12 protein-coding genes are annotated in these 21,485 nt (G+C 30.4%); 10 read left to right on the plus strand and 2 right to left on the minus strand.

The genetic code is table 11. The features are described 5' to 3' along the window. Nucleotides 1-81 precede the first annotated feature (81 nt). The 6 genes from Q0881_RS12570 to Q0881_RS12595 all read left to right on the plus strand — a co-directional run bounded on the left by Q0881_RS12570 (nucleotide 82) and on the right by Q0881_RS12595 (nucleotide 8,990). Nucleotides 82-3,372 carry an Ig-like domain-containing protein gene (locus Q0881_RS12570; RefSeq protein WP_299160791.1) on the plus strand — a complete coding sequence of 1,097 codons (3,291 nt, stop codon included), beginning with the start codon at nucleotides 82-84 and terminating at the stop codon, nucleotides 3,370-3,372. 21 nt (nucleotides 3,373-3,393) lie between these two features. Continuing rightward, complete coding sequence (locus tag Q0881_RS12575; protein WP_299160794.1) at nucleotides 3,394-3,561, plus strand: hypothetical protein; 168 nt, start codon at nucleotides 3,394-3,396, stop codon at nucleotides 3,559-3,561. 143 nt (nucleotides 3,562-3,704) lie between these two features. Then, a complete protein-coding gene (locus Q0881_RS12580; protein WP_299160796.1) occupies nucleotides 3,705-6,551 on the plus strand; it encodes a lamin tail domain-containing protein in 2,847 nt (948 codons plus the stop codon). Nucleotides 6,552-6,574: 23 nt separating this feature from the next. After that, the gene (locus Q0881_RS12585) at nucleotides 6,575-6,742 is read left to right on the plus strand and encodes a hypothetical protein (RefSeq protein WP_175578724.1); all 168 of its coding nucleotides are present in this window, start codon (nucleotides 6,575-6,577) and stop codon (nucleotides 6,740-6,742) included. A gap of 63 nt (nucleotides 6,743-6,805) precedes the next feature. After that, nucleotides 6,806-7,915 carry a hypothetical protein gene (locus Q0881_RS12590; protein WP_299160798.1) on the plus strand — a complete coding sequence of 370 codons (1,110 nt, stop codon included), beginning with the start codon at nucleotides 6,806-6,808 and terminating at the stop codon, nucleotides 7,913-7,915. Then, a complete protein-coding gene (locus tag Q0881_RS12595) occupies nucleotides 7,905-8,990 on the plus strand; it encodes a nucleotidyltransferase family protein (protein WP_299160800.1) in 1,086 nt (361 codons plus the stop codon). Before Q0881_RS12590 ends, Q0881_RS12595 begins: the two co-directional genes overlap by 11 nt. Here the strand turns inward: Q0881_RS12595 and Q0881_RS12600 are convergent. Further along, nucleotides 8,974-10,326, minus strand: a complete 1,353-nt coding sequence (locus Q0881_RS12600) for a Mur ligase family protein (protein ID WP_299160802.1) — start codon at nucleotides 10,324-10,326, stop codon at nucleotides 8,974-8,976. The genes Q0881_RS12595 and Q0881_RS12600 overlap by 17 nt on opposite strands. Before the next feature lie 178 nt (nucleotides 10,327-10,504). Between Q0881_RS12600 and Q0881_RS12605 the strand changes: the two genes are divergently transcribed. Continuing rightward, nucleotides 10,505-16,594 (plus strand): alpha-2-macroglobulin family protein, encoded by a 6,090-nt coding sequence (locus tag Q0881_RS12605; protein WP_299160804.1) that lies wholly within the window; start codon nucleotides 10,505-10,507, stop codon nucleotides 16,592-16,594. Nucleotides 16,595-16,627: 33 nt separating this feature from the next. Then, the gene (locus Q0881_RS12610; protein ID WP_299160807.1) at nucleotides 16,628-17,077 is read left to right on the plus strand and encodes a hypothetical protein; all 450 of its coding nucleotides are present in this window, start codon (nucleotides 16,628-16,630) and stop codon (nucleotides 17,075-17,077) included. Between the two features lie 34 nt (nucleotides 17,078-17,111). Here Q0881_RS12610 and Q0881_RS12615 read toward each other — a convergent pair whose 3' ends face one another. Further along, nucleotides 17,112-17,468, minus strand: coding sequence for a TfoX/Sxy family protein (locus Q0881_RS12615; RefSeq protein WP_299160809.1), 357 nt, complete (start codon nucleotides 17,466-17,468; stop codon nucleotides 17,112-17,114). Between the two features lie 192 nt (nucleotides 17,469-17,660). On the opposite strand from Q0881_RS12615, the gene Q0881_RS12620 reads away from it, so the two are divergent. Continuing rightward, entirely contained in the window at nucleotides 17,661-20,408 is a 2,748-nt protein-coding gene (locus tag Q0881_RS12620) for a TonB-dependent receptor (RefSeq protein ID WP_299160811.1), read from the plus strand. Nucleotides 20,409-20,410: 2 nt separating this feature from the next. Beyond that, nucleotides 20,411-21,478: a phytase gene (locus tag Q0881_RS12625; protein ID WP_299160814.1), complete on the plus strand. Its 1,068-nt coding sequence runs from the start codon at nucleotides 20,411-20,413 to the stop codon at nucleotides 21,476-21,478. The last annotated feature ends 7 nt before the right edge of the window (nucleotides 21,479-21,485 follow it).

Genomic DNA, 21,485 nt, shown 5'->3' on the forward strand with positions numbered 1-21,485 from the left:
TGATAGGCTAAAAACATATGTTTTTAGCCTATCATGATAAATTTATTTATAACCAAATACTTTAACCAAAATAATCTTTTCATGAAAAAAATTACTTATTTATTAATTTTATGTTGCCTCATTAGCAATATCTCATATTCCCAAACATTTGATCTTACTGTCGCATCAACAACAGATGACACACCTACTTCAGTAAGTGAGACACTTTCGGGAATAAAGATGACAGTAGAAGCTAAAAATAGTGGTGCAAATAATACAGCTATAGCAACTGTTGGAGCATTTGGAACTAATCAAGTAGCTTTTCATTCTAGTGCCTCAACAAATACTGAGGAAATGATTATCTCTTTTGATACACCTGTGAATGTAAATACCATTAGAGTTATTAGTACTCAAACACATTCAAGAACATGGACATTTACACCAGCAGGAGGAACTAATACTGCTGTTGATAAGACTGGAACTTTTGCTACTTCAACAGATGTTACTCTTGGTTTTATTGGAGTAAATTCAATTACAATTACTTCTAATTTTACAGGAGGACTCCAAGAACAAATAGTTTTTGATCAATTAACTTTAGCAGTTGCCAATACTGATCCTACAATTTCAATAGACAGCTCAACCCTAAGCTATACAGAAGGAGAAACTGCAAAACAAGTAGATGCTAGTGCAACTGTTAGTGATGCTGATGGAGATGCCGATTGGAATGGAGGAACATTAGTAGCTCAAATAACAGCTAATAATGAAGCAGCAGATGAATTAAGTATTTCTGATACCGATGGAGATGGTACTGCCATTACCATAAGTGGAACAAACATCCTTGCTAATGGAACAGACGTAGGTGATTTAAGTACTAGTGGAGGAACTGTAACCAATGGAACTGCACTAACCATTACTTTTGATAGTGATGCAACCAATGCTATTGTACAAGAAGTTTTACAATCATTACGATATAGAAATACTTCAAATAGCCCAGGAACTGCAAATAGAACTATAACAGTTACAGCTACTGATACTAACTCAGGTACAGCTAATGATACAAGAACTGTTGCTGTTTTAGCTAAGTCGGACATAACGAGTGTTACAGTACCTGCTAACGCAACATATAATACTGGACAAAATTTAGATTTCACTGTTAATTTTAATGAAAACATTACTGTGAATACTACAGGAGGGACTCCTCAGTTAGCTATCACTGTAGGAAGTACTGTACGTCAAGCTACCTATCAGAGTGGTACAACAACCAGTGCATTATTATTTAGATATACGATTCAAACTGGAGATTTAGACACTAATGGTATTACCGTAGGTACTTTAGATGATAATAACGGTACTTTGCGAAATTCAAGCGGTACAGATGCAGACTTAACTTTAAATAGCGTAGGTTCTACTACCAATGTTTTAGTAGATGCAGTAGCTCCAATATTAAACTCTTCAAATCCTGCAGATGATGATACTGATGTTGCCATTTCTCAAAATATAGTATTAACATTTAATGAGAATATTAGTAAAGGAACAGGAAATATACTTATAAAAAAGACTACTGATAATAGTACCGTTGAAACTATAGATGTTACTACAGCTTCTGTTACTATAAGTACTAATACAGCTACTATAAATCCTACTTCAGATTTAGATTTAAATACAGGATACTATGTTCAAATAGATAATACTGCTTTTAAAGATGCTGCTAATAATAATTATGCGGGTATTTCTAATTCTGATACAACTTCTTTAAATTTCACAACGGAAACTAACCAAACAAATTCATATATTCCTGCAAGTGGAAACTGGTCTGTTACAAGCAACTGGTCATTAGGAAGACTACCTATTAGTACAGATAATGTTGATGTTAATACTAGAACTGTTAACTTAGATATAAGCAATGTTACAGTTAACGATTTAAGTATTAGTATAGGTGGGGCTTTTAATATATTAAGTGGTCAATCTATCACAATCAATGGTAACCTTAATCAAAATGGTACTCTAAATATGTTATCCAATGCCTCAAACAATGGTTCTTTAATTGTTAAAGGAAATCATACAGGAATTAGTAATGTAGATTATCACAGATATTTATCTACTAACTGGCATTTAATAGCTGCTCCAATTGCAGGTAAAAGCATTAGTGATTTTACTGGAAATGTTAATACTAGTGGAGTTAAATACGCTATTGCTCCTTATGTAAATAATGTTGTAAGTGCTTCGCGATGGAATTACTATACTACTGGAGCTGGAGCAAATAATATTGCCACTGCTGGAACATTTACAGCTGGTAAAGGGTATTCAATACAAAAAAGTACAGGTGGTACTTTAAATTTCTCAGGAACATTAAATACAACCGACAAAACTTTCCCAATTACAGATGGAGGAGATAATCCTGCAGGAAATAGATGGAACTTAGTAGGTAACCCATTTACAGCATCTTTAAATGCTAGTAATGCTGCAAATGCAACTAATAACTTTTTGAAAGTAAATATTGATGCTGGTAATCTTGATCCTTCTAGAGCCGGTTTATATTTATGGAATGGTACAGCTTATGTAGAAAAATCAGTTGATGATGCAGCTTTCTATATTGCACCAGGACAAGGGTTCTTTGTTCACGCACCAGATGCAGGAGGTACTTCAGTTATTTTTACAGAAGATATGCAAACACATCAAACGGGAGATATCTTTTTAAAAAGTAACACAAATTACCCAGAAATTATTTTAAACATAGCAGAAGGTAAGAATACGGCATTTACAAAAATTAGATACATCGAAAACAAAACTTCTAAACTAGATCCAGGATCAGATATTGGTACGTTTTCAGGTGCTAGTTCTAACTTTAAAATATTCACACATTTAATAAACAATAGTGAAGGAATTGATTTTGCTATACAAGCATTGCCAAACAAAAATTATGAAAGTATGGTAATCCCTGTTGGAATAAAAGCAATCGCAGGAAAAACTATAAAGTTATCGGCTAAAGGAAGTAATTTACCAGAAGGTATTGAAATGTTTTTAGAAGATAGAAATAATAATACCTATACTAACTTATCAAAAGAAGATTATACTATTAATTTAAAAAATGATACAAGTGGTATTGGGCGATTCTATATACATACTAAGTCTCAAAAAACGGGTATAGAAAATAATTCAATAGAAAACGTTAGTATTTACAAATCGAGTTCAAACAAAATAACAATTGCTGGTTTACAAACTAATAATGCTACTTTAAACGTCTATTCAATTTTAGGAAATAAAATTATTCAAAAGAAATTTTCATCAAGTGGGCTTTCTTCGATCACAATTCCATCATTAGCAACTGGAGTTTACATTTTCGAAATCGACTCTGAAAAAGGTAAAACAAACAAGAAAATCATTTTAGAATAATCCCTTTACAATTTTTGAATTATGAAAGAACAAAATAAGAATACAGATAATATATCAAGAAAAGAAGCATTAAAAAAAATAGGTAAGTATGGAAAATATACTGCTTTAACAGCTTTAGGAACCTATATGATATTAAATCCACAAAAAGCACAAGCACAAAGCCCGGAAGATCCTGGTGATAATTTTTAATCATTTTTTATAAATTACTTAAAAAGGCTTCAAAATATTTTGAGGCCTTTTTCTTTAACAAATTGTTAACATTTCAATCCACCCTATCATTTAAGACTTATTTTTTATAACTTTCTAATTCAGAAAACTATAAAAACTATATAATGAAAAAAAAATACTTTTTCTCCTTCTTTTTACTAATCTTATTAGTATTCACAACACAAACTAACGCACAGTTAGCTGTCTGGGACTTTACAGGAGATGTTTTAACCTCTTCGTCATCTGATGCGAACGTTACCCCCTCAAATGCAACTCATACAGGATTAACATCAACAGGAAGTTTCTTTACTTGTAATGGTGATGCATGGTCCCCTAGCTCATGGAGCACAGCAGCAAGTATTAATATTTCAGATGATTATGCTGAATATACAATAACAGCCAATACAGGTTTTAATTTATCTGTTACTGGATTTACGTTTTCTGCAAGAAGATCTTCTAGTGGTCCAGCTAATTTTAGCATTAGATCTTCTAATGATTCTTATGCCGCAGATCTATTAACAGGTACCATAAGTACTTCTTGTAATTCAAAAGGAGGGAATTTTGCTGCTCCAATTACTGTTACAGCAAGTAATGCTCTAACTATTCGAATTTACGGTTATAATGCCACAAGTACAGGGAATATGAGAATGGACGATGTTACCATTACTGGAACATCTAGTTCTGCTTCAAGCAATCCTATTGTTACTTTTGACAGTGGAACAAGTACTGAAACCGAAACAGATTCAAATTTTAATACATTAATTCCTGTTACTTTTAGTAATTATGCGGCAGATGTTACTTTAAGTGTAACTATAGATGGTAGTAGTACTGCTGAAGTAGGCGATTATACATTAAATACAAATTCATTAACTTTTACAGGTAATGGAACCCAAAACATTTCTTTAGATATTAATGATGATGCAGATTACATAGGAGAAACTGTGATTCTTAATATTGCAGTTACTTCAGGAACATCAGATATATCAATATCGCAACATACTGTTACTATTAACGATGACGATACCCCTATTGTTATTAATGAAATTCATGCCGATCCAGATTCTACAAATGGTGATGCTAACGGAGATGGATCAGTTAGCGCATCTCAAGATGAATTCATTGAAATATACAATATAAGTGGAGCAAACTTGGATATTTCTGGATGGACTCTAGCAGATGGGGCTAGTGACAGACATGTTTTCCCTAATGGAACTATTATTCCTGCAAATGAAGCTATTGTAGTTTTTAGTGGGGGTACACCTATTACCGTCCCTGGTTTGGTTCAAGTGGCAAGCTCAAATGCTTTAGGGTTGAATAATAGTGGCGATACAATTACAATCAAAAATGAAACAAGCATCACTATTTTAACTGAAGCATATGGTGCAGCAGGAAGTAATCAATCGATAGCTAGAGATATTGACCTCACTGGTTCTTTTGTAAATCATTCAACCATTGTAGGTAACCCTGTTTTATTTTCTCCAGGTAGAGACAATACAGATAACACTTCTTTTGCTTCTACTATTAAATGGACTGGCGCTACCGACAATAACTGGAACACAACAACAAACTGGTTAGATGGAGCCGTTCCTTCAAGTAGTGCTGATGTAATTATTCCTGCTGGATTGACTAACTTCCCTACTATTTCTTCAGCTACAACAGTAAATTCTGCTTTAATAGAATCTGGTGCCTCATTAATAGCTAATGCTGCTTTAACAGGTAGTGCAACATATAAAAGAAATTTACCAACAACAAACTGGTACTTAGTATCGTCTCCTGTTTCTGGAGAAACTATACAAGATTTAAGAACCAATCATACTTTTGCTACTGGTTCTGGTGGTGGAAGAATAGGTATTGCATCCTATAAAAATGACGGTACTGCTTGGAATTACTATACCAATAGTTCTACTGGTACTATTACTTCAGGTGAAGGTTTATCTACTAAACTGGCAGCAGTAGGTGATATCAGTTTTACAGGAACAGTTAATACAGGACCTGTTAGTTATGGTATTACACAAGCTACTAATAATTTAAATTTAGTTGGAAATCCGTATACCTCTTATGTAAACCTAGGAACTTTTTTTACTGATAATGTTGCTGCTTTATCTGAACAAACAATTTGGATGTGGAACCAAGCAACTAGTAGTTATGACTTAAAAATGTCAGGGACACACGCCTCTTTTCAAATAGCACCTGGACAAGCTTTCTTTGTTAGTGCTGATTCAAATACCAATGTAACTTTTAGTACCGCTAATCAAAGTCATCAGACAACAGACACATTTCAAAGAAATTCAAGAACTGAAATATCAGTATATGTAAGTGAAGGAAAAACATCTAAATCAACAAACATCTACTATATTGATGGAACATCAAAAGGATTTGACAATGGTTATGATGGTACTGTATTTGGTGGTATTTCTCCAAAATTCATATTGTATTCTCAACTAGTTAATAACAACGATGGAAGAAACTTGGCAATACAATCTTTACCATTAAATGCTATAGAAAATACAGTTGTTCCATTAGGTTTAAAAGCTGATTCAGATAAAGAAATAGAATTTTCTGCTTCTGCTAAAAACTTACCAAATACTGTAAAAATATTCTTAGAAGATAGAAGTAACGGAGAGTTTATTAATTTATCAGAAAACAACTATAAGACTACTTTAGATAAAGATCAAAATGGTATAGGTAGATTCTATATTCACACTACTTCTTTAAAAACAGATATTGGAATCAATTCTATTGAAAATGTTAGTATTTATAAATCAAATACGAATACAATAACAATTGCTGGTTTACAAGCCAACAATGCTTCTTTAAGTGTTTATTCTATCTTAGGAAAAAAAGTTGTTCAAAAGACATTTTCATCTAACGGAATTTCTTCAATCTCAACTCCCTCTCTAGCTTCTGGTGTTTACATTTTTGAAATTAAAACAGAAATAGGTACAGTAAACAAGAAAATCATTTTAGAATAAACCCCATCTAATCTTTTGAGATCATGAAAGAACAAAATAAAAATACAGATAATATATCTAGAAAAGAAGCATTAAAAAAAATAGGGAAATATGGAAAGTATACTGCCTTAACTGCTTTAGGAACTTATATGATATTAAATCCTCAAAAAGCACAAGCTCAAAGTCCAGAAGACCCTGGTGATGGATTTTAAATATTAAATATTTTTCATTTATAAAACCCTGATATAATCAGGGTTTTATTATTTTTACCACGTATGATTATAAATAAAAAAATAGACGATAAATCAATTGTTTGGTTTCAAGATAATAACGAATATATTATTGTTGAACCTTTAGTTGCAGAAATTCTTACTTTACTAAAAAATAAGGTTGATAAAACACAAATCATTACCAATCTATTTAACTCAATAAACATACCTCTAAAGCAAGCAGATAATTTAGTTTTAGACATTGAAACTTTATTAAAAACAACCACTAAAGAACTTTCTGAAATAGAACCATTAAAGCCACCTACTTCTTTTAAGTATCAAAAAAAATATCAAATTAATGATGTAATTATTGAAGTAGATTATCAATCTGATTTTGAAGTTTCTTTAGTACATCCAAAATTTGCACATTTAGAAATTAACTCTGAACAAGAAGCAAAATATTATTATAAAGTATACAGTAACAAAGACTTTATTAGTTTTTCTGTAAATGATGAAATTATTAATACTTGGAATATAAATGAAGTTCATTATTTTCAAGGAAAGTTTTCTATGAAAATAGTAGAACACATCCATCAAAAAAATGAAAGTAAATGGCTTGGTGTATTCCATGCTTCTGCAATTAGTAACAACAAAGAGTCTATGCTTTTTTTAGGGGATTCTGGAAACGGGAAAAGTACTTCCTTAGCTTTATTACAAGCTAATGACTTTACCTGTTTAGCTGACGATTTTGTTCCTATCGACGCCGAAAAACAGGAAGTATATAGTTTTCCTTCTGCTATTTCGATAAAAAAGAACAGTTTAGAAACGTTATTTCCCATATATCCTGAATTAAAAACTTCTGCTGAATACCATTTCAAAAGATTAAATAAAATTGTTCGTTATTTACCTCCAAATAATTCAAATTACACAGCTCATTTACCTTGTAAAGCCTTAGTCTTTATAAAGTATGAAAAGGATAGTGATTTAAAACTAAAAGAAATATCAACAATTACTGCTTTTGAACAACTAGTTCCTGATTCTTGGTTATCTCCTATTTCGGAAAATGCTGAGGCTTTCTTAAATTGGTTTTCTAAATTACCCTGCTATCAATTAACTTATTCTAATAATGATAAAATGGTAAAAACTGTTTCAAAAATTTTTAATAATGACTTATAAGGAAACATTATTTTTTGTCGGAAAATGCTTAACGATTACCCACGAAAAACATAATAAAGAAATTATTGAAAGTGAATTAAAATCAGGCAATATTGATTGGGATAACGTTGTTAAACTAAGCACTTCTCACTATGTGTTCCCTGCCTTATATTGTAATTTAAAACGTGCTAGTTTCTTACATTATTTACCAAATGATTTGGTTGAATACATGAAACATATTACAGATTTAAATCGTGAGCGAAATCAGCAAATAATAGAGCAAGCTAAAGAAATAAATGATTTATTATTAGCAAATAACATTACTCCTATTTTCCTAAAAGGTACAGGAAACCTACTAGAAGGACTGTATGAAGATATAGCTGAAAGAATGGTTGGTGATATTGATTTTTTGATAAAAAAAGAACATTGTGAACCCGCCTTTAAATTACTAGAAAAGAATGGATATAATCACAAAATTTCTGAACTCTTTGAAGATCACAGACATCTACCTAGGATTACTAATTCAAATAAAATTGCTGCTATTGAAATACATAAAGAAATTTTGAAAAAAGAGAAATCTCATTTCTTTAATTATCCAAAATTAAATAAATCTTTTCTTAATATAGACAATTATACTCTCCTCTCATCTATAGATCAAATTAAACTCTCTGTTTTTTCTAAATTGATTAATGATAATGGTTACATTTTAAAAAATATAAGTCTTAAGAATGCTTATGATGTTTTTTTACTTGGAAACACCCTACAATCAAAAACAAACATAGAAGATATAAATTTATCAAAAGAGTTAAGTGCAGGTTTAAAATTATACACAACCCTATTATCCCTTCCAATAAACATAGTATTTTCGTCGACCCCTAAAAGCCAGATCTATCTAGATAAATGCTTACTACAACTAGAACCTAACCTGAAGAACAAGATAAAAAAAAGCTTTCTTAAATTTTATCTCAAGTTTAGATTTAGAATCTCAATTTTATATAAATCTTTTTTTAATAAATCTTTTTTTCTATTCACTCTTTCTAAGGTAACAGATACTAATTGGTGGAAAGAAAAAATCTCTTCTAAACCAACCCTTTAACCTCTTCAAAATCCAATCCTCCATAATTACCAGAACTCATTAATAGTACAGCAGTGTTTTCTATATTTTGCTTAAATAAAAATTCTTTAAATTCTTGTGGATTTGTGTAAATAATTAAATCATCACGTTCAAAAGCTTTAGCAATTTGTTCTTGTGTAACTTCTTCTAATTGTTTTATTTTCACTGCATGTGGAGAGTAAAAAACGACTGCTTTATCAGCTTTATCTAATGCTCCTTTATATTCTGCTAAAAACTCTGCATTTAAACTACTATAAGTATGTAATTCTAAACAAGCTAATAAAGTTCTATTTTTATATTGATTTTTAACCGCTGTAGTAGTAGCTTCCACTTTACTTGGACTATGTGCAAAGTCTTTAAAAATCACAGTAGTATCATTCTCCGCAATCTTTTCTAAACGCTTACTAGCCCCTTTAAAACTTTCAATAGCCTCATAGAATTCATCTTCTTCAATTCCCATATGCTGGCAAATCCATTTAGCTCCAGCTAAATTTTGTAAATTGTGCTCTCCGAAAATTTCAAGAGGTAAATTACCTACTTCAGTTTCTATAAAAGTAATACCGTTTTCAATAAAATAAGATGGCGTAGTATATGAATATTTTTTTATAGGATGTTCACTCTCCTCCACTACTCTCTTTACATTTTCATCCTCTTGATTATAAACCATAATCCCTCCATTTGTAAGGGAATCAGTAAAAACTGAAAACTGTTCAACATAATTTTCAAAAGTTGGAAAAACATTTATATGATCCCAAGCTATCCCACTTAACAATGCTATGTTTGGTTTGTATAAGTGAAATTTAGGTCGCATATCAATTGGAGAACTTAAATATTCATCTCCTTCTAAAACAATAAACTCATTTTCTTCAGTAAGTTTTACCATCGTTTCAAAACCATATAATTGTGCTCCTACCATATAATCAACTTCTTTATCATGATAATTTAACACATGCAAAATCATTGAGGTTATAGTCGTTTTTCCATGAGAACCACCTATTACAACTCTAGTTTTATTTTTAGATTGTTCGTATAAAAACTCAGGATATGAATATATTTTCATTCCTAATTCTTGAGCTCTTAATAATTCTGGATTATCTTTCTTAGCATGCATTCCTAAAATTACAGCATCTAAATCTGTAGATATTTTTTCTGGAAACCATCCAAATTCTTCTGGTAACAATCCTTTATTTGCTAACCGAGACTTTGATGGATTGTGAATAGTGTCATCACTTCCTGTTATTTGGTATCCTTTTTGTTGTAGAGCTATTGCTAGGTTGTGCATAGCACTACCTCCGATGGCTATAAAATGAATTTTCATGTTTTAGTTATCTCTAATATAAAAACCAAAAATACAAAACCAAGCTATAATTTATAGTATCTTTAAATCGAAACTCTTTGAAAAGTTATGTTCACTCACTTAAAACCTAATTTTAAACATTGCTAATTGCATTGTATCTAATTATTTAAGTGATTTGAATTACAAAATAAATATAGTTATGAAAAAAATAACCTCTATTTTATTAATGATTTTATTTTCAACCATTTTAAATGCCCAGGAAAACTATAAAAGTTTATGGGAGAAAGTAGAAAAATTTGAAGTTGACAATTTACCGAAATCAGCTTTAAAAGTGGTAAATGATATATACGTAAAAGCAGAAAAAGAACAGAACTCTCCACAAACTATAAAGTGTCTTTTTTATAAAAGTAAATTTACATTAACCCTAGAAGAAGATGCGCAATTAAAAATTATTAATGAGTTTAAAAAACAAATTTCTAAAAGTAAATTTCCAACAAAAAATGTGTTAGAAAATATTTTAGCTAATTTATATTGGCAGTATTTTCAACAACATCGTTGGCAATTTTATAATAGAACTAAAACTCAAAATAAAGTTAATTCAGACGATTTCAGAACATGGGATTTAAATACCCTTTTTACTGAAATTCATATATATTATCAAAAATCATTAGAAAACGGATTATTATTACAACAAACTAATATTTCAACTTTTAATGATATTCTATCTTCACAAAAAAATGCAGAAGTATATCGTCCAACCTTATATGACTTTTTAGCGCACAACGCACTACAGTTTTATAAAACATCAGAAAATAACATTACCAAACCTGCATACCAGTTTAAATTAGATAATCCTCATTTATTAAATGATGCTAAAATATTTTCTAAACTTAACCTTACAACAAAAGACACTTTATCACTTCAATACAATGCTATAAAAATTTATCAAGATTTAATTGCTTTTCATTTAAAAGACAAGGATAAAAATGCTTTAGTAGATGTTGATTTACAGCGATTAACTTTTATAAAACAACATGCAACGTTTTCTAATAAAGAAAACTTGTTTTTACAAACTTTAAAAGCATCTGAAGAAGCTTATAAAAACAATGATGTTTCTGGTTTATATGCTTATGAAATTGCAAAAACCTATAATCAGCAAGGTAATTTATTTCAACCTAATAGAGATAAAACAAATCAGTTTAAAAGAAAAGAAGCTGTTGCTATTTGTGATGCAGTAATTAAACAATTTCCAAATAGTAACGGGGCTAAAAAATGTCTTTCTCTAAAGCAACAAATACTTTCTGAGTCTATACAAATTGTAGCAGAAGAATACATTCCCATAAATAAATATTCTAAAGTACTCGTTACATACAAAAATGTAAAAGAAGTCTACTTATCAATCTACAAAATAAGTTTTGATGAATCAGAAAAGCTTCGTAAAACATATGGAAAAGAGCAAAAAAACAACTTAATAAATAAATTAACGAAGGTTGGAAATTGGTGTTATAATTTAAAAAATGAAGGAGATTATCAACTACATTCTACCGAAATAATTGTTCCAGAAATTTCACAAGGAAATTACTTATTAGTTGCTTCACCTAAAGAAAAAGTATATCCTACATCAGCAATTGGAACTACCAATATTCAAGTAACCGATTTAGCGTTTATAAACAAAAATGAAATAGGTAAAAACGTATATCAAGTTCTTAATAGAAATACAGGAAAACCAATTATCGGAGCAAAAGTGTTGTTTTCAAATAAAGAAAAATCGCGTTACGGAAATAAAATTGACAAAACTTTTACTACCGATAAGTATGGAGAATTTAATGTTTTAACAGCTAAAAAATATTACAATAATGTTAATGCTATTGTAAGCTATAAAGATGATAAATCAAAATTTGGTCAGTTTTATATAAACCAACAATACCAACCTAAGGAAGAAGCTTCAAAAGTTCAAACACAATCGTTTATTTTTACAGATAGAAGTATTTACCGACCGGGTCAAACTTTATATTTTAAAGGAATTTCAATGGAAACCTTTAAAAAGAAATCAACAGTAAAAACAAACAAATCTGTTTTAATTGAACTTAAAGATTTCAATGGACAAATAATTAATGAACTTCAATTAAAAACCAATGAATTTGGTTCTTTTTCAGGAGAATTCATCATACCAAACTCAGGTTTAACTGGTAATTTTAGTATAGAAGCAGAAATTGATGGCCATAAAAATTATCAATCAATAGCAGTTGAAGAATACAAACGTCCAAAGTTTGAAACAGAATTCAAACCAATAACTAAAAGTTATAAAATTAACGATGAAGTTATTGTAAATGGATTTGCAAAAGCTTTTTCTGGAGCAAATATTACGGATGCTAATGTAGTATATCGTGTACATAGAAAAGTGCAATATCCACGTTGGTGGTATTGGTATCGACCACAATTTGTAAGCGAACCACAGGAAATAATCCACGGAGATACAATTACCAACGAAAAAGGAAGTTTTGAAATTAAATTTAAAGCCATTCCAGATGAAAGTGTTTCAAAAGAAAATAGTCCAATTTTCACTTATGAAGTTACAGCAGATGTTACCGACCTTAATGGAGAAACACGAAGTGCTACTACAAATATAAAAGTAGGATACCATGCTTTATTGGCTACAGTAGAAATAGATGATTTTTTAGATAAAAGTAAAAAAGATTACGCTATAAATGTTTCAACCAAAAACCTGAATAATGAATTGATTCCTGCGGAAGGAACTATAAAAATTCACAAGTTATTAGCTCCTAAAAAACCTTTAAGAAAGCGCCCTTGGAATGCACCAGACTATCAAGTGATTCCTAAAGCAGATTTCGAAAATAAATTTCCTCATGACACCTATACCAATGAAGATAAATTTATGAATTGGGAAAAAGGAAAATTAGTTTTTAAAACAAAATTTAATACAGCTAAAGAAAAAGAAGTTCAGCTAAAAAATATTAAAAAATGGGCTTCAGGAAAATATGTTATAGAACTTAATAGTGAAGATAAATTTGGTCAAAAAGTAGACGACAAACAGTTTTTCTCTGTTTTTTCTAAAAGCGATAAGTTACCTACGGATAATCAGTTGTTTTCTATTACTACAAATAAAACAGCATATAATATTGGTGATAAAGCAGAAATTACGGTGAGTACAAACTCTAGCAATGCTACAGTTATGCTTACAGTAGAAAAGCAGCATAAAATTATTAGCAAGCATTATGTACACCTAAATAAAAACAGTGAAACAATAAAAGTTCCTGTAACCAAAGAAGATCAAGGCGGGTTTGCTATTAAATACTTTTTAGTAAACTATAACTCGTTTATTAGTGGTACAAAATTAATTAACGTCCCATATCCAAAAACAGATTTAGAAATTAGTACTAAAACATTTAGGGATAAGCTACAACCAGGAGAAAACCAAACTTGGAGTTTTACTATAAAAGGAACTAAAAAAGACAAAATTTTAGCTGAAGTATTAGCGGGAATGTATGATGCCTCTTTAGATGAGTTTAAAGCACATAGCTGGGATTTTCAACCAATACACCATCCAACATACAGTGTTTATACCAATGCAAATGCTTTTCAAAGTTTTAAAAATTCGTATTTAAATATAAGAGACTTAAGTAAGCCTTATACAAATCCATATCAACCAACAAGGTATGATCAATTTAATTGGTTTGGGTTTAGTTTTGGACACAATAGAAACCTTCGATTTAGAGGAAGGGTTGCTAAAATGAGTGCTCCTGTTACAGAAAAAGCTTTGATTTTTAATGATGCGAAAGAAGTAGCAGAAACCATAATAGAATCAACAGAATCTGATGAAGCTGAATATGATGCAATTGGTTTTACAGGTTCAATTGAAATGAATAAAAAACAGGAAAGAGAAGATCTTTCTAAAGGAATACAAATCCGTAAAAACCTACAAGAAACAGCTTTTTTCTACCCACATTTAACAACTGATGCAAAAGGAAATGTTTCTTTTAATTTTACAGTTCCTGAAGCTTTAACTAAATGGAAATTGCAGTTATTGGCACATACCAAAAACTTACACTCAGCTACAAAAACCTTAACAACGGTTACACAAAAAGAGTTGATGGTAGTTCCAAATGCACCACGTTTTTTAAGAGAAGGAGATAAAATTATCTTAAGTGCAAAAATTTCAAACTTATCAGATAAAAACCTACAAGGTTTAGCACAACTTATACTAAGCGATGCCATTACAGGTAAAGAAATTAACTTGTTGGATAATTCTACAAAAAATCAATCATTTGTTGTTGATAAAGATGGGAATACAAATGTATCTTGGAATTTATCAATTCCTGAAACCATACAAGCTGTTCAATACAAAGTAATAGCAAAAGCAGGTGATTTTTCTGACGGTGAGCAAAATGCTTTGCCAGTATTATCTAATAGAATGTTAGTTACAGAAACTTTACCAATGTGGGTACGTTCAAACCAAACAAAAACATTCACCTTAAACAAACTTAAAAACAATACGTCAACATCATTAAAAAATCATAAGTTAACGTTAGAAATTACTTCAAACCCAGCTTGGTATGCTGTGCAATCTCTACCCTATTTAATGGAATACCCTTATGAATGCTCTGAACAAACTTTTGCACGTTACTATGCAAATACCTTAGCGAGTCATATTGCTAATTCAAACCCGAGAATTCAAGAAGTGTTTAAACAATGGAAATCGAGTGAAGCACTACTTTCTAACCTCGAAAAAAACCAAGAGTTAAAGTCGTTAATTATACAAGAAACACCTTGGTTACGAGACGCACAATCTGAAACTGAACAAAAGAAAAGAATTGCATTGTTATTTGATTTCAATAAAATGAAAAACGAACAACAAGGAGCTATCAATAAACTTCTAAATATGCAAATGAATAATGGAGGTTTCCCTTGGTTTAAAGGCGGACGCCATCCAAATCGTTTTATTACCAATTATGTTGCTAGTAGTTTTGGTCATTTAAAACAACTTGGAGTTTCAGAGTTTGACAACAATACTAATAAAGTAATAAATAAGGCAATTCAATTTTTAGATCTTGAAATCACTGATCAATATCACGAATTATTAGAAAAAGCTAAACGTATTAGAGAAAAAGACGGCGAGAAAAAGTATAACGATTATTTAGCAAAAAATCATGTAAACTATTTTGCGTTACAATATTTATACATGCGTAGTTTTTACAATGATATTTCAATAGAGAATAAAACAAAAAAGGCTGTTGAATACTATACGAATCAAACTGCTAAATATTGGACCAAACAAAACTTATACGGACAAGGTTTAACCGCATTAATTCAACATAGAACAGGAACCAAAACAACTGCTAACAAAATTCTAAAATCATTAAAAGAAAATAGTATTACTTCTAATGAGCTAGGTATGTATTGGAAAGCAAACAAACCAAGTTGGTATTGGTATCAAGCTCCTATTGAAACTCAAGCCTTATTAATAGAAGCCTTTTCAGAAATTGAAAACGACACTAAAACTATTGATAATTTAAAAATCTGGTTATTAAAAAACAAACAAGTAAGCCAATGGAAAACTACCAAAGCAACTACAGAAGCTGTATATGCCTTACTATTACAAGGTAGCGATTGGATTTCAATAACCGATGCTGTAGATGTAAACTTAGGAGATATAAAAATTGACCCAAGTAAAATGCCAGCAGTAAAAGTTGAAGCCGGTACAGGTTATTTTAAAACTTCTTGGAATACTTCTGAAATTACTAAAAAAATGAGTGAAGTAACCATTTCTAAAAAAGGAAAAGGCATTGCTTGGGGTGGATTATACTGGCAATATTTTGAAGATTTAGATAAAATTACTTCAGCAAAAACGCCATTAAAATTAGAAAAGAAACTATTTAAAAAAGTAAATTCTGATACTGGCAAAAAACTTATTGAAATTACAAATGAGACTTCTTTAAAAGTTGGCGATTTAATCACTGTAAGAATCGAATTACGATCTGATAGAGACATGGAGTTTATACATATGAAAGATATGCGTGCTAGTGGCGTTGAACCTATTGATGTATTATCGCAATATAAATGGCAGGATGGTCTAGGGTATTATCAAAGCACAAAAGATGCAGCAACAAATTTCTTCTTCGATCGTTTATCTAAAGGAGTATATGTTTTTGAATATGACGTAAGAGTCAACAATGCTGGAGATTTTAGCAACGGAATTACTACCATACAAAGTATGTATGCTCCAGAATTCAGTAGTCATTCAAAAGGAATTAGGCTACTAATTAAATAAAATTATATATTTGAAGAGTTAAAATAGAAAAACATGAAAAAAATACTTTTATTTATTGCAATTATTGGTTTTGGATTTATTTCAAGTATTAATGCCCAAGAAATATCTGAAAATGCTATTGGAATCCGTTTTGGAGACAACAATGGTTTTGGTGGGGAAATATCTTATCAAAGAAAATTAAGTGATAACAACAGATTAGAAATCGATTTAGGGATTAGAAAAGGTGATGCTTTTAAAGCTACTGGATTATACCAATGGGTATGGGCTTTAGAAAATAATTTCCAATGGTTTGCTGGTGCTGGAGGTGGAATTGCTTCTGCGAATAGTAGTACTGCTATTTTTGGAGCTGGTGTAGTTGGTATTGAATATAACTTTGATATTCCTTTAGCTATCTCTTTAGATTATAGACCAGAGATTGGTTTTAGTGGTTTTTACGACGGCTTTCAATCTGATTTTGGTTTAGGTATTCGTTACCAATTCTAAAAAACAATTATTATTATAAAAATATAAACCTCCATTATTTGGAGGTTTTCTTTTTACTAGCTTTTGCTAATGGATTATAATCTAAGGCTAATTGCAACCAATAATGTAAGTCTTCATCTAAATCAAAAGCTTTTTCTGTTAATATTACATAACCTTTTACAGGTTTTCTTTTTCCACTAAAGCTCATATCTTCACAACCATCTTTTGTCAATGCTTCCTCATAAATATCAGGATGTATTCGAGCCATTAATTCGTTTTTGTTTACAATAACACACATTTTATCATTAACCATAAAACAAAGCGATCCAAACATTTTTTTCTCATAAAAGAATACGTGTTTCTCATTAAAAAACTGTGATATTCTATCTATTAAAAACTCGTTATATGCCATAGTAAATGTTTTTAAAAAGTAATTTTTACGTAATTTAAAATTAAACTAAACATTAGAAAATATTCAACAAATTAACAATCTATTAATCTTTTCATTAAAACCTCATAATAGTTTACTAACAATTTCAAAATCCAATTGCTCTTTTCGATAAATAGTTTTGCATAAACTAATTCATCATCAATTATATACAAAATGAAAAAACTACTACTAGTTAGTATTTGTCTTTTGAGTTTATGGGGGTACGCGCAAGACAAATCTAATTTAAAAGGAAGAATTTTAGACGAGAGCAACCTTCCTTTGCCAGGTGCTACTATTGTAATACCATCATTAAAAATTGGTATTTCAAGTAACTTTAATGGATATTATGAACTTTTAAACATTCCTGAAGGAAATCATATAATATCCATTTCATTTATAGGATACCAAACAATAGAAGAAACTGTTTCTATACTAAATGGGGGCTTAATTAAAAACTTTTCACTAGTTCCAAAAATTAACGAACTAGAAGAAGTAATTATTAAAGGAAGTATTGGAAAAGGCCAGGCAAAAGCCTTAAATCAACAAAAAAACAAAGCGAATATTACCAATATTATTTCTGCAGATCAGGTAGGTAAATTTCCTGATACTAATATTGGAGACGCTTTAAAACGTGTACCTGGAATATCTATGCAAAATGATCAAGGAGAAGCTAGAGATATTATTATTCGTGGTTTAGCACCTCAATTAAACTCAGTGACTTTAAATGGAGATAGAATTCCTTCAGCAGAGGGAGATAACCGAAGAGTTCAAATGGATTTAATTCCATCAGATATGATTCAAACTATTGAGGTTAACAAAGCAGTAACTCCAGATATGGAAGGAGATGCAATTGGAGGTTCTGTAAATTTAATAACACGCTCTGCTCCTAGTACTTTTAGAGCTTTCCTTACAGGGTCATATGGTCGTAATCCTGTAAGAAACTCACCTAATTATAATTTCTCAGCTTTAGTTGCCAACAGAACTTTTAGTAAAAAATTAGGCTATGTAATTAATGCCTCATACAATTCTAACGATTATGGATCAGACAACGTAGAGTTTGAATGGGAACAAGAAAATAATAAAACTTACATTGGTGAACACGATATTAGACGATACGATGTAAAAAGAAATAGGATGAGTGTTGCTGTAAATTTAGATTGGAATGCTAGTAGCAATAATACATTTTTCTTTAAATCTATGTACAACCAAAGAAACGACTTTGAAAATCGTTACCGAGTACGTTTTAGAAAAATTGAAGAACCTAACGTTGCTGGAATTTCAAAAGCAGAAGTACGTAGACAAACTAAAGGAGGAATTAATAACAGTACCAACGATAATACACGTTTAGAAAAACAAAGTGTATATAAATTGTCTTTTGGAGGTGAACATCTAATCTTTAGTAACATCAAATTAGATTGGAAAACGGGAATTTCAAAAGCGAAAGAAGAACGTCCAAACGAACGTTATATTCGTTTTGAAAACGATGATATTGAAGTTACGCAAAACTTTTCAAGAGCTAAGTTTCCTAGTTTAATTCCAACAAATAACGACTTTAACGATCCATCTAAATTTGTGTATGATGAAGTAACACAAGAAAAACGTTTTACGCAAGAACGTAAAATCAGTTCTAACTTCAACATCCTAATACCTATTAACGCTACAGGAGTTTATAAAAACTCTTTAAAATTTGGATTCAAGCACAAATACAAGGAAAAATTAAGAGACAATAATTTCTTTGAATATGATTTAGAAAGTCAAATTCCTACTATGAATGCTACAATTACTACCGATTATACTTTAAATGGTTTCTTAGCAGGGAATAATTATCAATCAGGATTATTTACTTCAAAAGAATTTTTAGGAAGTCTTATTTTGGCAAATGGTGAAGCTGTATTGGATGAATTTGTTCCTGAAAATTACGATGCTAACGAAAATATATATGCTTTTTATGGAATGTTACAACAAAAATTGGGTCAAAAATTTTCGATTATTGCTGGACTTAGAGCTGAAAAAACAACGATTGATTATAATGGTTTTGCTATTGATGTTGAAACTGCTCAAACAATAAATGATGCAACTAGAACATCGGGAAGTAAAAACTACACCAATTGGTTACCAAATTTTCATGCTAAGTACAAAGTAAATAGAAATACAATACTAAGAGCTGCTTGGACCAATACAATTGCTAGACCTAATTATTTCGATTTAGTTCCTTATAGAAATATCAATAGTGACGATATAGAAGCCGAATATGGTAATCCGGATTTAAATCCAACCGAATCTACGAACCTAGATTTAATGTTTGAACATTATTTTAGTAACGTAGGAATTATATCAGCAGGAGCCTTTTACAAAGACATTGATAAATTTATTTACAATTCAATTTCAAAAGAATCGATAACCATAAATGGAACTACAGATGTTTATGATGTAACAAGACCTTTTAACGGGGGTACAGCTGAAATCTATGGTTTTGAAATAGCTTTACAAAGAAAATTAAACTTCTTACCTAGCTTTTTAAGAAACCTAACTGTTTATGGAAACTATACTTTTACAGATTCGAAAACAAATGGAATTGCTGACAGAAACGATGGTTTACCATTAGCAGGTGCAGTAAAAAATATGTTCAATGCTTCACTAGCTTATGAAACTTCAAAACTATCGGTAAGAACATCGTTAAACTTTGCTGATGATTATATTTCTGAATATGGAAAAGACACCTTTACTGATCTATTTTATGATCAGCAATTATTTTTAGATGTAAACGCTGCCTATAACATTACCAAAAAGCTTCGTGTTTTTGCTGAAGCTAAAAACTTAACCAACCAAGAATTACGTTTCTACCAAGGAACTAAAAACCAAACTAGACAAGCCGAATTCTATAACTACAACTGGAATATTGGGTTAAAATATAACTTCTAATAATGAGAATCATTTTAAAAATAATTATTACAGCTACTTTATTTATAGCTTGTAAAACAGAAAAAAAAGCAACAATCCAGACAAGCAATAGCAATCCTATAATTGCTTTAACTGCCGATGCTGAAACAACTCCTGTTACTTCTTACGACGATGCTGCCGATGACCCTTGTATTTGGATTAATCCAAAAGATGTTTCTAAATCAACAATCATAGGAACGAATAAAAAAGAAGGTTTAGAAGTATATAATTTAGATGGAGAACGCTTATACTCATACAAAATAGGACGTGTAAATAATGTAGATATTCGAAATGGATTTGTACTAAACAACGAAACTGTTTCTGTAGTTACAGCAAGTAACAGAACTCATAATACGATTTCTATTTTAATAGTAAAACCTACTGGAGAATTAGAAGAAGTTTCAGCAAGACCTATAGCATCTAATTTAAACGAAGTTTATGGATTAGGAATGTATAAAAGCAAAGAAACTTCTAAAATATATGTTTTCTTAGTAGGAAAAGAAGGAGGTATTGAACAATGGGAATTATTTGAAAACAATACTAAGATTGACGCTAAACTAGTCAGAAGTTTTGCTTTAAAAAGTCAAGGAGAAGGAATTGTTGCCGATGATTTTTATGCAAAAGTTTATATAGGAGAAGAAGAAACTGCTCTATGGAAGTTTAATGCAGAACCTAATACTTCTATAGATGCTACTGAAGTAATTAGTACTAAAGATAAAAACATGTATCCAGATTTTGAAGGAGTTACTTTATACGATTCTGGAAACGGTAAAGGCTATATTATTCTTTCTTCACAAGGAAACAATAGTTATGCTGTAATAGATAGGGTTAGTAATAAATATCTACATAGTTTTTCGTTAAAAGACAGCATTATTGACGGTACTTACGATACAGATGGAATTGATGTTACCTCAGTTAACTTAGGTACTAAATATCCAAAAGGTATTTTCATAGCTCAAGACGGAGCGAATACTCAAAATAAAGACAGTTTACATCAGAATTTTAAAATAGTAGATTGGAGAAAAATTTCTAAAAACCTAACTTTAGATTAGTATTTTA

The sequence above is a fragment of the uncultured Tenacibaculum sp. genome (genome assembly GCF_947494125.1).
In the GTDB taxonomy this organism is placed as follows: Bacteria; Bacteroidota; Bacteroidia; order Flavobacteriales; family Flavobacteriaceae; genus Polaribacter.

Bases quoted from the DNA above. Each gene is read 5' to 3' on its own strand.
- Q0881_RS12570 (WP_299160791.1), top strand. From the start codon at position 82: ATGAAAAAAATTACTTATTTATTAATTTTATGTTGCCTCATTAGCAAT.
- Q0881_RS12575 (WP_299160794.1), top strand. From the start codon at position 3,394: ATGAAAGAACAAAATAAGAATACAGATAATATATCAAGAAAAGAAGCA.
- Q0881_RS12580 (WP_299160796.1), top strand. From the start codon at position 3,705: ATGAAAAAAAAATACTTTTTCTCCTTCTTTTTACTAATCTTATTAGTA.
- Q0881_RS12585 (WP_175578724.1), top strand. From the start codon at position 6,575: ATGAAAGAACAAAATAAAAATACAGATAATATATCTAGAAAAGAAGCA.
- Q0881_RS12590 (WP_299160798.1), top strand. From the start codon at position 6,806: ATGATTATAAATAAAAAAATAGACGATAAATCAATTGTTTGGTTTCAA.
- Q0881_RS12595 (WP_299160800.1), top strand. From the start codon at position 7,905: ATGACTTATAAGGAAACATTATTTTTTGTCGGAAAATGCTTAACGATT.
- Q0881_RS12600 (WP_299160802.1), bottom strand. From the start codon at position 10,326: ATGAAAATTCATTTTATAGCCATCGGAGGTAGTGCTATGCACAACCTA.
- Q0881_RS12605 (WP_299160804.1), top strand. From the start codon at position 10,505: ATGAAAAAAATAACCTCTATTTTATTAATGATTTTATTTTCAACCATT.
- Q0881_RS12610 (WP_299160807.1), top strand. From the start codon at position 16,628: ATGAAAAAAATACTTTTATTTATTGCAATTATTGGTTTTGGATTTATT.
- Q0881_RS12615 (WP_299160809.1), bottom strand. From the start codon at position 17,468: ATGGCATATAACGAGTTTTTAATAGATAGAATATCACAGTTTTTTAAT.
- Q0881_RS12620 (WP_299160811.1), top strand. From the start codon at position 17,661: ATGAAAAAACTACTACTAGTTAGTATTTGTCTTTTGAGTTTATGGGGG.
- Q0881_RS12625 (WP_299160814.1), top strand. From the start codon at position 20,411: ATGAGAATCATTTTAAAAATAATTATTACAGCTACTTTATTTATAGCT.